The following is a 13707-nucleotide window of genomic DNA, read 5'->3' as shown; positions in this document are numbered from 1 at the left end:
TCCAGACATGCGCCGGCCGCTGTGCCTGGACGGACAGAATGCGTGTCCACCGGAAGACGTCGGTGGAGTGCCAGGATATGCCGACTTCCTCGAAGCGATCACCGATCCGACGCACGAGGAGCACGACCACTTCCTCGAGTGGTGTGGCGGCAGCTTCGATCCCGCCGCCTTCGATCTCGTGCTCGCGAATCAGCGGCTCTCAGAGGTCAAGTTCTGATCGTCAAGACGGCCTCGGATTGACGCTTACCCAGGAACGCCTTGAGCTGGCTGATGCCGCCATCGTAGCCACCGTCCTGTAACTCCCGCAGCAGGACCGTCGCCGGAATCCAGTGCGGGCGTGCAGCGGCGATACGCTCGAGCAGATAGTCCCTGAACGGGTCGAGCTTCGTCGGGCGCGGCTCACGTTGTTTGTAACGGCCCGCCTGTCCGTCGCGCAGATAGCGGCGCACCGTGTTGCGCGACAAGCCCGTCTGACGCGCTATCTCTCGCACCGCCGTTCCCCGTCTTGCCAATACCTTGATTTCCACTGCTTGCTCCTGAGTCAGCATCGGCGGCAAAAAGCCGCCATCCTCTCCCAGGTGGGTCAGGTTTACTTCGACGGGTGGGTCAGTTTTACATCGGCGCTAACACGAACTCGCACCATGGGTCGTCGCCGGTCAGATCCGCACCGCAGTCTGAAGATCACGACCTCCAGTCAAGATGTTGCTGATGCCACGCTTACGGTGCGACGGCGGCACTCGGCGCAGCAGAAGCTGTAGCGGAAATCGCCGCACTCGGCGCGGGCTTGCCGGGTAAGGCCGCGTGGTTTGCGGCGATAGCGGGCGCTGTGCAGAACGCCTCTGCAGCGGCGGCAGTGCTGCGAGCGGGGTTGCTCGGCGAAGTCTTGATCGATCCGCAGCAGCAGGCGGTAGAAGTCAGGATTACGGGCACTCGTGCGGCACACTGCAAAGGTCTCGGGTCTTGGAAAACGCGAGACTCTCCCTTGGGCGTTGTTTGTGCAAGATGCCTGAGGGAGATCCCCTCGGCTACATCACGCAAGTCGCTCAAACCGCCCCGAATCCCCATCGACTTGCGTGCTCATGCTCACACCTCGCCCTCTCCGGCGATGCAGTAGAAGCTTCGAGATGGTTACGGTATTGCAAAAACGAGACCGTGTTAGCGCGCACTACGGTGTGGCAGACGCTAAAGCCCATGCCGTCCTTAGCCGTCAGGAGGCGGTGGCTAGTACCATTGCCCCAATCGACGAAGTGATCCGTCGCTTCAGCATCGTTCAGGCTACGCACAATCATATTGTTTGATCGCAGGAATACAGGTGCAAGTCATTCGTAGAAGCGTGGCTTCCGCGCGCTCCCGAAGCGGAAAGCCAAGGTATGGCTTTTGGGACGGGGCAGGCTGGCAAGAACCTGCCAACCCATGTCCTCCACTGCCATTCGCCCCATTCCTGATACGGCACCGTCCAGACCTCGTCGGGGAGCCGTCGCCCATCTTGATAACCCAATCATGAGATGAGAGACCTCGCCACGATGCGCGCGCGGCGGTCGTGGCAGCATCAGGATCGATCGAGCAAGTTTCATCTGAACTCCTAGAAGTGAGTTGCTAGATTGTTATGGTCAACGTATCCCTATCAAGCAACCGATGTGCCAACGACTTTCTGAAAACACAGCTGAGAAAACAAGGCGCCACTCGCCGTGCTAGCTGGCATCCTGCCGTCACACTTGCGACATCGATGTCTTAAACGAGACACAGCTCAAGACAGGACCGCGGTGGTCGATGGCGATGATCGCTGGAAAAGTGCAATCTCCCCGAGAGGCTCAGACAACCTCGCTGTGCTGTGCGCCGGCATGGAAGAGCTCGCCATATGGCTCTGACAGTTTGATGGAAAGGGGGCGGTAGAATGACGTAATGAAGAAGACAAAAACGCTTTATCACGGCCACCGGTTCCCTGCCGTCGTCATCAACTGCGCGGTTCGCTGGCATTTCCGGTTTAGCCTGAGCCTGCGCGACGTCTAGGAGTTGCTGCTCGAGCGTGGTGTTGTGGTCGCATGAGACGATCCGTTGCTGGTGCGAGAAGTTCGGCGCCAGATTCGCCCAGGGCGCCAAGGCCGCGCGGCGCAAGCCGGGCTGCGCGGCGAGCCGTATCTGTTGTGGCGAGCGGTCGACGAGCATGGCGCAGAACTGGACGTGCTTGTGCAAAAGCGGCGTGACAAGGCATCGGCAAAGCGCTTCTTCCTCAGGGTGCTGCGTTCAAACCCGGTGCCGCGCAAGATCGTGACCGACCGGCTGCGCAGCTATCCGGCGGCGAAGTCGGACATTGCTGAGCTTGCTCATGTGAAGCACGTCTTCGTCAAAGCGGCCGCATGCGTGAACAACCGTGCCGAGAACGGCCACCAGCCGGCCCGCAGGCGGGAGCGCCAGATGTGCGGATTTCGCGATGCACGTCGCACGCAGGCGTTTCTTTCGAGCTTCGGTGCGATCCGGCAGCACTTCGCGTTGCCCAGACACCAGATGAACGCGGCATGTCATCGTACCGCGCTCCAGAAACGTTTCGCGACGTGGCATGGTTGGACTGTCACTGCCGCCGGAGACAGGGTTATCTAATAAGGATAACTACTCGTACGCCACAAAGACAGACTACATCGGCCAACCTGACTGAGCCATTCTGGGGCAGCGAGCTACGCCTTCGTCGCCGAACCGCAAACCAATGGCGTTGCTGAGCGGTTCAATCGGAACATGAAAGAACAAGCGATTCACCGGCGTATCTTCAAGAATGTTGATGAAGTTCGTGACGCTGTCGTTGACTTCAAAGACCGTTACAACCGAGAATGGCGGCTGGAAAAACTGGGGTTCATGTCACCCCTCGAACCCCGTCACGCATGGATTTTTAAACAGGCCGCCTGAGTGCCAAAACCGTGTCCAAACAATCCGGGCCGATACAGGTCAAACGTCGTTAGACATGGGAGGCCTTGTCGATCTGCCGCATTTCACTATAGAGAATAACAATAGCGATAAGACCCGCCGTCATATCGGCAGCCGCTACCGAGAACAACAGGCCGTCATGTCCGTAAGCGTGCTGCAGCAAGGCCATCAGGGGCATCAGAAACACGCCATGCCGCAGTACCGCTACAAGCGTTGCCCAGATTGCGTCGCCCTTAGCCTGCATGAAAAGCAGACACACCTGTTGCACCGCTAACACCGGCAACGCACAATGGAACAGTAAGATCGCGCGGCTACCAATCTCTATCGTCGCCGACTCGTGCGTAAACCAGCCGATGATGGTCCTAGCTTGCCACACGACCCAGCCGGCATAGACTCCGGCGAACGTTAGCGCGACGGCAACCATAGTCCGAACCGCTTGCGCCACCCGTGTCCAGTTACCTGCGCCGACATTAAACCCTACAACCGACTGCGCCCCGATGCACAGCCCATACAGCGGAAGTACCGCCAGCATCGCCAAGCGGCTGGCCAAACCTATCGCCGCCACCGATGCCTCGCCGTAGCGAGCAGCGAACCCATTGAGCATGGACATGGCCGCTACCGCGAGCAGCGTATTGAGCGCTGGTGGAATGCCGATGCGGGCGATGCTCGCCAGCCGGCACCAGCAGCGTCCCACCGATGGCCACAATAAGACGATGGCCCCGTGCCTGCCCGCGAAATGTCGCCAATACAAGGTTAAGCCGCACAACTGGGCCAGAAATGTTGCGATACCGGCCCCATCGATGCCCAGCCCCAACCAGAAAATCATCACCGGGTCAAGCGCCGCGTTCATTGCGAAGGATGAGACTTGGGTCGTCATGCTGAGCACGGTATTGCCATCCGCTCTCACGATGAAACCACAGACCATATTGAATACCACTGCCACATAGCCCAGCAGCAGCCAATGAAGATAGGCCACCGCCAGTGGCAAAGTCGATGGTCCAGCGCCTAGCCATGCCAGCAAACTTGGAGCCAACAGCCAGCCGGCGATTGCCGCAATGCCAGCAATTACCATCGCAGACCATAACGCGTGCGAGGCATAATCGTTGGCAGAGTGATCGTCGGCGCGCCCCAAGCTTCGAGCAATCAACGAGGCGGCCCCTGCACCGAAGATCTGGCCTATTGCCGTGATGCCCATTGCAAACGGGAACGAGAATGCCATCGCCGCGAGTGCCGCTGTTCCGAGCCGTCCCACGAAATAGGCGTTGAGCAACTGATAAGCGGCACTGACAGTGACTCCAATGACGGAAGGAAGAGCCAGCCGCAGGATCAGTGGCAACAGTCGATCATGGGCCATTGACTGCATCCGTGATGCCGCAACTGTTGGCGTGTTCATACCATGGCTCGCTTCACGCTTGCTGCGTCCACATCTTCCTTATTGTCCCTGAGCCATCCGGCATAAGCCGCGAGACAATGCAGCAACTGACGTCCCAGCATGTTCGCCTCCTCTGCGGAAAAGCAATGCAGCGCACAATGCATCTGGATACGAAGTTTACCGTCCACATTGTCGATATCTAACCGCAACGTGTGATGACGGTTGGACCCCATCCCATCACCCGTCCAGATCGTCGGTTGAGCAAGGCCGAGCAGCATGCGCGTACGAAGATTATCTAACGCAGCGCGATAGTTGACGACAACACGAGGCCAGTCGAAATCCATGAGTGCCTTCGCCTGATCGTCCGGCAGCAGATACGCAGCCGCCCGTAGCCCAATGCCATGGATCCGCGCCGAATTGCGCTGACGACGCACCACTTTCAGACGTTCCGCCACACTGAGTCGCCCCTCACAAACGATGGCCAGCGGGACAAGCTCCGCGGTAAAGCCCATAACCGTCGACAGATCCTGACCCGGCAGGATAGGCGTGCGCAGCATGTCCATGCTGTCCAAAAACAGCCCTCGTCGCTGGTTGCCCTGTCCTGCCACCTCCGCCAAGGCGCACAGGATGACGTCGAACGCGTCAAAGCCGTGCCGTTCCGGATGCAGATCGAGCAGAACCTTTGTCGATTCCGCATCCAGGTCCAGATAGCGAATCCCCTTGCGCGCACACAAGGCCTCGAAAGCAGCATCACTGTGCATCTGCCCAGTATGGAGCATCTCGAACAAGCGGCGGCTGGCATCAGCGCCACTATCGACTGGCTCAACCTCGAGGACTGTAGCACTATCCTCACGCAGCAGTTCCCATGGCCGGCTTCGCCAATAAGCAATGTGGCTGTCCAACGAACCGCTCACATGTTCGCGCAGCGCCTTCACCCATCGATTCAACTGCGCGCGGCCACTGAATGCGGGAACTGGCGCGTGGCCATGCACTATAGCCAGATAGTAGCGTTCTACTTCGTCCAGCAGCAGCCGAAACCCATAGCCGTCGACTAGAAAATGATGAATTATGATAAAAATCCAACTGTGCGGCCGCCCACCGACCTCCGCCTCGATCAATTGGAAACGCGACATCCAGGTACGACCATCGAACCGGAATGCATATTGCGCTTTCTCAGCGATACCAGATACCTCTCGCGTGCAATCACCGAGCTCTGCGTACGAGCCCAATGCAACTCGCTCCAGATGCAACGCTCCGACTCCGGTATGGAAGCGTAGATCATCGTCATCTCGAGAGATCCTGGTGCGCAACAGTGGGTAGTCTTTCGCCAACCTGACGATAGCGGACTCCAATATGGCCGGATCCAAACGGCAGCTATCGTCTTGCCAGATCGCGTACATGTTGAAATGCTCGTCTAAACCCATGCGCCGATTCATGAATCGTATCGTAGGCGTTACTTCCACGCCACCGCCGATTTGGCCATCATGGTGCACCAGTTCGCCAGAGCGGGCATCGACCAGCCCGGCCAGTTCGCGTAACACTGGATAATCGTACAACTCGCTGACCGAAAAGCGGATGTCCATCTTGGCCGCCTGCGCCACACAGCGCACGCTCAGCATAGAGGTACCACCCAGTGAGAAGAAATGCGCGTCCGCACTAATCGTCGATATACCAAGCACTTCCTGCCAAACCGCGGCCAGTGCATTCTCGGTCGTGGTGACCAGCGGCGCGAATACGCCCACTGCGGTTTGCCGTGGCAACGGCAAGCGTGAACGGTCCAGTTTACCGCCCGGCAGCTTAGGCAAAGCCCGCAAGCGGACAAATGAACGGGGAATAGTATGGGGCAACAGCGAATGACGGAGCATTTGTCTGAACCCATCCTCCGTCGACGGCAGCTTCGCCTCCGTGCCCACCACGTAAGCAGTCAACAGCGGCTCGCCATCCGCGGCGCGGTGCAAATGCACCGCGGCCTCCTCGACCCCAGGACATTTTCGCAAGACGTGAGAAATCTCATCCAGTTCAACGCGCAAGCCATGGATCTTGATTTGGTTGTCACGCCTTCCGAGGAACTCCAGGCGGCCGTCGTCACGGTGGCGCCCCAAATCGCCAGTGCGATAAGCCACAGTTCCGAAAGGCTGTAACTCTGGCACCGAATTATCAACAAATCGCTCGGCCGTCAACTCCCTGCTGCCATGGTAGCCACTCGCCAGGCAGTCACCCGTCACCAGGATCTCCCCCACCGCACCTTGAACCACCGGCCACAACTTGTCATCTACGACCGCTATGCCGACATTGGCCACCGGCTTACCGATCGGGACAGTCCGTTCATCAGCGCCCACTTCGCACACCTCCCCCCAAGCGGCGTTCGAACTACACTCGGAGGATCCGTAGAAGTTGAACAAACGGGCCTGTGGGAACGCCTCGAGAAAGCGCCGAGCCAACTCTGGCGGCAACGCCTCAGCGCTTGAGGTGACCAGCCGCAAATCTGAAACCGACCGTCCGTCTGTCAATTGTGCCGTCAAAATGCCGGTGATCAACGGTGGCGAGCACAGCAGACGCGTTACCCGGTAACGATCGAGCTGCAATAGCAGCAGGGATGGATCTTGCAGTTCTTGCTGACTCAGCAGCAAACTAGGAACGCCTTGTAAGAGTGGCCCGAAGATTTCCCATTGACTGGCAACCAGCGCCGCCGACTTCTGCACGACGCAGACATCGCCGGCCTGAAATGGGAATTGCCCCCACATCCAGTGCAAACGATTTAGGCATGCTGTAGCGGAAACTACAACGCCCTTCGGTTTTCCCGTAGAGCCAGATGTGTATACGATCTGCAGCACTTCATGCGAGCAAGATGGCGAAGGGGCGGCATCTGTTTCCTCATTGCCGCATGCAACTTCCTCCGACGGCAGTAGCACCAGCCCTCTGTCACGAAATGCTTCCCGCTGCAACGGCGTGGCAACGAAGGCATTGGGAGCGACATCTTTGGCAATCTCAAGTATGCGACTTACCGGATAATTTGCCCCGATCACCGAGTAGGTTGCGTGCAGCTTGATCGCAGCCAGAATAACGATCAACGCGTTAATGCCGCGGTCAATGCCAAGCAGCACCCTGTCGCCGGCACCAACACCGGAGGCTGCAAGTCTGTTAGCAAAACGGTTGGCCGCTGCATCCAACTCAGCGTACGAAATGCGGCCGCGCTCCCAGAAATAAGCAGTATCCACTGGTGACATTTTTGCACGCACTTCGAACATTTCGCGTAGCGTACTAGCGCCTGTATAAGCCAGCCGTCCTCCGTTGTACCGCTTAAGAAAAGCCTTTTCAGCTGGGTGCCGCAGATCCAGCTCTGCCAGCGGCGCTGCGGGCGCCGCAATGATCGCCTGAATAATTTGCTGCAGGTTGAGCAGCATTCTGGAAACGAGCTCGTCGGAGAACAGCTCGGTGCAATAGGACATCTGCAGATAGATGCCGTCCCCCTCTTCCTGACAGTAAAGAGTGAGATCGTACTTGGTATAACCGTTTTCCAATTCTCGGGCGACAATTGACACGTCTTGCCGCCCCTCAGAAATCAGCTCTGCCTTCTCCGAATACATGTTGAACATCGCCTGGAATACGGGGGAAAAATTGCTTCCACGTACCACGTCAACTGCTTCCAACATCCGACTGAATGGATATGCCTTGTTGAAGGCAGCACCGATGACAGTTTGCTGCGTCGTGGCCAGATTTTCGATGAATGACTTGTCAGGATTTATCTTCGCCCTTAGCGGCAACATGTTTAGGAAGAACCCCAGCAGGTTTTCCGTACCTGACTGTTCGCGCACTACATTCGGAGTGCCGACGATGATATCGTCCTGTCCACTGTACTCTCTCAACAAAACGTAAAACGTCGTCAGTAACACGCTGAAAAGCGTTGTGCGATTGTCCGCAGCGAGTTCGCGAAGTCTGGACGCCGCGAGAGCCGGAATTTGTATGGCGTGTGACTTACCGGTGTAATGCATCCGCCTCGGACGAGGCTTATCGGAAGGCAGGGTCAGCACCGGCAACTCACCCGACAGCTGTTGTGCCCAGTACGCGCGCTGTCGCGCCCAGCAGTCCGATCGAAACTGCTCAGACTCCCATTTCGCGAAATCCGCGAACGAAATTTCGGCTTCGAGACCGTCCACTGAGCTGACTCCCGCCTTGTAAAATTCACGCAGTTTGCGCACCATCACCGAAAGCGACCACGCGTCCATAATGATTTCATGCGTGGTAAAGATGACAACATGCCGGTCTGATCTCTCTCGTACTAGTAGTGCGCGATACAGTGCACCCGCGGCGAGATCAAAGGACGGATGAAACTCGCTCGCCTTCAGTTCAGCCAACCTGGGGGCACGATGGTCGCCGCAAAGGTCTATAAAGCGCAAACTGCCCTTCGGCGGTGAATCGAAGGTCAAATATGGATTGCCGCTCTTTTCGACGAATCGGATGCGCAGTGTGTCGAAGTACTGCACCACCGCATCCCAAGCCCGACTAAAGCGATCTCGATCAAGCTCTCCGCAGCATTCGAGCGCCGTTTGCAGGGTGTAGTTGGATGCTGTTGGATCAAGCTTCCACAAAAACCATAAGTGTTTTTGAATGTGGCTGGCCGGAGCCTCTCCGCCCTCATCACGGCGACTGCCGACAATGGCGGGGAGCGACTCATGCGCATCCTCTTTCTCGGCTAGGAGCTCGGTCAACTCATCTATTGTGCAATGATACAGGTCAACCACTGAAACTTCGCAGGCGAATTCGCTCCGAATACGGTTGATCGCAAGCATGGCGCGCAGCGAGTCACCGCCCATCAGCAAAAAGTTGTCGTTTCGTCCCAGCCGGTCTAGATGCAGTATCTCGGCTAGCAGCCTGCACAACCGAACCTGAAGACCGTCAGCAGGCTCCAGATATTTCACATCGGACAAAGGACGCAAACTTTCCGGGGAAGGCAATTTTTTGTAATCAAATTTGCCATTGGCGTTTAATGGTAATGTCGCCATCTCGAAAAAAAGATCAGGCAGCATGTAGTCAGGCAACTGACGCGACATGTGTTCGCGCAAAGCGCTCCGTGTAACCTCCTCTCGAAGCTTGACGAAGGCCACGAGGCGCGGCAGTCTTTCCGCTTCCCCCAGACTATTTAGTGTTTCCCTTGCCGTCAGTTTCACCCGATTGTCAGCGGGGTAATGCACCACTACGGCCGCGGCCTCGACTGCTGCATGTAACCCCAGCAAACCTTCTACCTCGTTTAGCTCAATACGATAGCCACGCAGCTTAACCTGACGATCTGCTCTTCCGAGACACTCCAGTAAGCCATCCTCACGCATCCTCACGAGATCGCCAGTCTTGTATAATCGATCATATCCGCGCTTATCGCTGAAAGGGTTAACCACAAAAGCCTCCTCGGTACGCGCGTCGTCGTTAATGTAGCCACGCGCAAGGCCAACGCCGGCTACACAGAGTTCGCCTACGTCACCTGACGCAACAAGCGTCAGCGCCGCTGCATCTGGCCTGACCACATAGATTTGCAGATTGTCTATCGATTTCCCGATTGGCATAAATGCCTGACCTTCCGCCGGAGAGTTAGAAATCAAAGCATGCGTGACACCGTCGGCACATTCAGTCGGTCCATAGTGGTTGAGGATGGGAATAGACGGGTACATGGCCAGCCAGCGTCGGCATACGTCGGGCGGCAATGCCTCCCCGACGGTGGAAATCCTGCGCAGCGCCGGCAGCGCGCGTGCCTCGATCAATTCGACTTCGGCCACAAACGAGCGTAGTTGTGACGGCACAAATTGAATGACCGATACTTGGCATTCGCGCAGCTCAAGCAGCAGCCGCGACGGATCGCATACGACGTCTCTATTAATGATCCGCGTGCACGCCCCCACTTGCAGCGCCGCCATAAATTGCCACAGAGAAATGTCAAAACAGTGCGATGCAGTCTGCGCCACCTGGTCAGTTTTACTGATCGCCAGATCGCGGACCTTAGCATGCAAATGATTGACAAGGCTCCGCTGTTCAACCATTACGCCCTTTGGTTGACCGGTGGTACCCGAAGTAAAAATGACGTAGGCAAGATCACTGCCTTTGCCTCTGGGCCCGACAAAGGCTACGCTCGATGCTTGCGCTTCCTCAATATCAAGAAGCACTAGTTCCGGTTTGGCTGCCTCCAAATACGCCGCCTGTTCGTAGCAGTTATGGTCGGTCACCAGCAGGCAGCATTTACTCTTCTCCAGCATGTAATCCAAACGTTCCGCTGGATACTGGCGATCAAGCGGCATATAGGTACCGCGAATCTTAAAAATGGCAAGCATCGCAGCCAATAAATCAGTTCCTCGCTCCATCAGCACGCCGATGACGGGCGCCTCGCGGCCACAGCGCTCGGTCAGCGCCGTTGCGATGCGATTAGACTGCTCATCAAGCTCCCGATACGTCACCGACTCGCTGCCATGCCTCGCTGCTATATGGTGCGGATAAAGCCGTGCCGCATCACAAAAGTAGTCCACTGCCAATGGTGTTTTCATTTCAATCTCACTCACTCTATTAAATGCTTGAAGTAACCGGCCCTATACTAAAACCAGCTGTCTCGGCGGACGACCGCAAAAGTATCCGTGGAATGATCGTCGAATGGCTCATTGCGTTTGGATTGGATAACTGGTTACGATTAGAATCAGTACCGATAACCGCGAAAGATGCGGCTGGCGCGAGCAACGTTACAACTCGATGGCGCATAGATCGCCTTCCGATCGCACATTGCTATGACGATGCGAGACCGAACCCACCGAGTGCCCGCATCGCGTAACGGCGCTATATCTTGCGCCAGCCCCGCAGTTCTCCCCAATCCTCAGAGAGCGAGTTCCTGGCACGCTTCCGAAACGGTCACGCAGCGCTTACTGTCAAAAAGTAGGGTCGCGCTCGCGATGAAGGCTTTCGGATCATCGGCAACAAGCGACCAACCGTGGGAAAACCGCACAGTGCGTGATCTGTTCATCGTTAAAGTAACCGTCCTCAATCACAATCACGACCTTAGCTCGAGCAAGCGATGTCAGTTCAAGAAGAGGACTATGCAATGAGTCGTAGTAAGGAATTCACTTCATACAGGTTTCGAACTTTGTTGCAATATAAAAACTACAGTAAAGCGCGTGAATAATTGAAACATGTGCGCTTCGACACCCGACGCTCCAGTAGCATAAGTTCAGAAGTATTCAACAGTCATTTAGTGGATTAGAAGGTGCGATGGCTCTGCTCGATTAGGTCGTCCTGACCGTCGCGTCGATGTCGGTGCTCACATGCTGCTCACTTCGCCGCACAGCTTCATTCTGGCAGAGCCCTTGTTAACTTTCTTTGTGAGATATATCGTTCGTCGGACTGCACAGCAACGCAGGAAGAAACTTCCCGGTCAGGGAACGGAATGGAACTGATGATCCAGAGCGCCGTTTCCTTAGTAACGCGTAGCGCGGCACCTTGAGTGGACGCCGCAATAACATAACATGTCGACTGTCATTTTTTGAAGATCTTGTCTGTGGCTCGTGAGGCTTTGGTTTCGTGTTCACGCTTCGTTACCTTCCGCTTTAATTTCCCCGCGACAGCAGATGCAATAGTTGAGCCAACGCCACGACACACCGGATAGATATCTCACAACACATTGCTGATCGGGATGATTGATGGGCATTCACCCTCCAAAACGCTTGCGGGATCTTGCGCCAAGAATCGTTTGTCGGTTTGCCTGTGTTGCATGTCCGACAATGTTTGATGTGCAACACCACGGATTACCGCGAGGAAGGCCGATCAAAGCGACGAACTTACTGACGAGATCATTACAGTAATCAGGGCCAACTCGGTCTCATTGAAGAACTTGCGGTCGACCACCAGCGCCTTGGCCGCCTCGCCTTTCTCATGAGCGCGACCTGCAGCCAGATAGGCCGGCTAGTGCACGTCCCAATCGAATTCGGCACCCGAGATTCAGCAGCGACACGAAGGGCTGCCCAAAGCGATTATCGATCGGGCGTGGGATGCGCAGTTGCGACTGTGCCGGCGATATCGCAAGCTCGTAACCCCACGCAAGAACGCCAACATTGCGGACGTTGCCGTTGCGCGCGAATTAGCCGGTTTCACTGGGACATTGCCCGACTCGCGATGGCGCTTGCATTGCCGCGTAGCGTGCAGTCCATATGAGACTGATGACGGGTCGGTATTGATGATCGATGAACTGATTCATGAAGGGAGTTTCCTGAAGTCGGCGTAGCCCGGTATTCGAGCAATCCGCGCTTCCACTTCGCAACGGGCAGTCCCCGACTTGCGTTTTAAGAACGCGGCAGGCTCATGAGACGGAATGGAACGAACGCCCCCCCCACCACGGCCGGTGAGGAAATGCAGGACAGTGGATCCTCGCGGGCCGACGGCATCAAGTGCCCAAGTGGGAGATCATGACGATTTCCCAAGGCTAACCGGAGGATCCACAATGAACTATGGGATAGTCGGTCCTGACATCGCAAAGAACGTCATGCAGTTGCATTGGATGGATCCGGATACCGGGGAGATCATCAACAGCCAATCAAGCGAGCCGCATTTCTGGAGCACTTCGCGAATCGTGCTCCTTGACTAGTCGGCATGAAGCATGCGGCGGCGCCCAGCATTGGGCCGGACGACTGATTGAAATGGGACATCAGGTGAAGCTGATACCGGCGAAATTTGCCAAGGTTTTCAACATTCGCAATAAAAACGATGCTGCAGACGCCCGTGCCATCTGGATGGCGACGCAGATGCTGGGGAAATCTGTGGCAGTCAAGACCGAAGCCCAGCAAGCCGTAATGCTCTGCACCGGATACCGCAACAGAAGATCAAGTTCCGCACCATGCAGATGAACTGCCTGCGTTGTACTGCGCCCAGTTTTTGACGCGGTACTGGCTTTGGAACTCGATTGCTTGCTGGTCGTGTCCTTCCGCATCTTCTCGGCATAAATTGAGAATGTACGCAGGAAACCGAACTGTTAACAGAGCCCCTCCCGGACGCTGTTGCGCGTAAACGTCAGCATGCGCAGCTAGATTTATGCAACAACGCCAATAAAAAATAGGAAAAAGCTGGAAACACGTTGCATAAAAAATCGCCCCGAAACCCAAACAAAAAGGGTATCGGGGTGGAATACACATTGGAGAATTACCGGAGAAACGTAAGCGTCAATCCGAGGCCGTCTTGACGATCAGAACTTGACCTCTGAGAGCCGCTGATTCGCGAGCACGAGATCGAAGGCGGCGGGATCGAAGCTGCCGCCACACCACTCGAGGAAGTAGTCGTGCTCCTCGTGCGTCGGATCGGTGATCGCTTCGAGGAAGTCGGCATATCCTGGCACTCCACCGACGTCTTCCGGTGGACACGCATTCTGTCCGTCCAGGCACAGCGGCCGGCGCATGTCTGGA

General features: G+C 56.4%; 6 protein-coding genes and 4 pseudogenes. 5 read left to right on the top strand and 5 right to left on the bottom strand.

The features are described from left to right. Window positions 1-217, top strand: a 217-nt coding sequence (locus AB4Y44_RS41590; RefSeq protein WP_368702734.1) for a plasmid pRiA4b ORF-3 family protein, incomplete at its 5' end; no start/stop codon positions are given. Between the two features lie 31 nt (window positions 218-248). Here AB4Y44_RS41590 and AB4Y44_RS41585 read toward each other — a convergent pair. Together AB4Y44_RS41585 and AB4Y44_RS41580 are read right to left on the bottom strand one after the other, a co-directional pair. Beyond that, window positions 249-548: pseudogene (locus AB4Y44_RS41585) on the bottom strand (helix-turn-helix domain-containing protein); the annotation flags it as partial. 495 nt (window positions 549-1043) lie between these two features. Next, window positions 1044-1289, bottom strand: a complete 246-nt coding sequence (locus AB4Y44_RS41580; protein WP_256095110.1) for an ectoine synthase — start codon at window positions 1287-1289, stop codon at window positions 1044-1046. Window positions 1290-1902: 613 nt separating this feature from the next. Here AB4Y44_RS41580 and AB4Y44_RS41575 point away from each other — a divergent pair. Both AB4Y44_RS41575 and AB4Y44_RS41570 read left to right on the top strand, forming a co-directional pair. Further along, a pseudogene (locus AB4Y44_RS41575) lies at window positions 1903-2598 on the top strand (IS6 family transposase). A gap of 51 nt (window positions 2599-2649) precedes the next feature. Further along, window positions 2650-2898 (top strand): integrase core domain-containing protein, encoded by a 249-nt coding sequence (locus AB4Y44_RS41570; RefSeq protein WP_368662030.1) that lies wholly within the window; start codon window positions 2650-2652, stop codon window positions 2896-2898. 49 nt (window positions 2899-2947) lie between these two features. Here AB4Y44_RS41570 and AB4Y44_RS41565 read toward each other — a convergent pair whose 3' ends face one another. Both AB4Y44_RS41565 and AB4Y44_RS41560 read right to left on the bottom strand, forming a co-directional pair. Next, complete coding sequence (locus tag AB4Y44_RS41565) at window positions 2948-4309, bottom strand: MATE family efflux transporter (RefSeq protein WP_368662027.1); 1362 nt, start codon at window positions 4307-4309, stop codon at window positions 2948-2950. Continuing rightward, window positions 4306-10830 carry an amino acid adenylation domain-containing protein gene (locus AB4Y44_RS41560; RefSeq protein WP_368702733.1) on the bottom strand — a complete coding sequence of 2175 codons (6525 nt, stop codon included), beginning with the start codon at window positions 10828-10830 and terminating at the stop codon, window positions 4306-4308. The genes AB4Y44_RS41565 and AB4Y44_RS41560 overlap by 4 nt, the downstream gene beginning before the upstream one ends. A gap of 1412 nt (window positions 10831-12242) precedes the next feature. Between AB4Y44_RS41560 and AB4Y44_RS41555 the strand changes: the two are divergent. Both AB4Y44_RS41555 and AB4Y44_RS41550 read left to right on the top strand, forming a co-directional pair. Further along, a pseudogene (locus tag AB4Y44_RS41555) lies at window positions 12243-12466 on the top strand (IS110 family transposase); the annotation flags it as partial. A 286-nt stretch (window positions 12467-12752) separates the two neighbouring features. Next, window positions 12753-13166, top strand: a pseudogene (locus tag AB4Y44_RS41550) (IS110 family transposase); the annotation flags it as partial. 324 nt (window positions 13167-13490) lie between these two features. Here the strand turns inward: AB4Y44_RS41550 and AB4Y44_RS41545 are convergent. Then, window positions 13491-13707 (bottom strand): plasmid pRiA4b ORF-3 family protein (locus tag AB4Y44_RS41545; RefSeq protein WP_368702732.1); only part of this gene is annotated, 217 nt, incomplete at its 5' end.

It is taken from the genome of Paraburkholderia sp. BR10937 (assembly GCF_040965695.1).
Classification (GTDB): Bacteria; Pseudomonadota; Gammaproteobacteria; order Burkholderiales; family Burkholderiaceae; genus Paraburkholderia.
This window is presented reverse-complemented; position numbering and strand designations above follow the sequence as displayed.

Excerpts from the sequence above, each read along its gene's own strand:
- AB4Y44_RS41565 (WP_368662027.1), bottom strand. The coding sequence starts at position 4,309 with ATGAACACGCCAACAGTTGCGGCATCACGGATGCAGTCAATGGCCCAT.
- AB4Y44_RS41580 (WP_256095110.1), bottom strand. The coding sequence starts at position 1,289 with ATGATTGTGCGTAGCCTGAACGATGCTGAAGCGACGGATCACTTCGTC.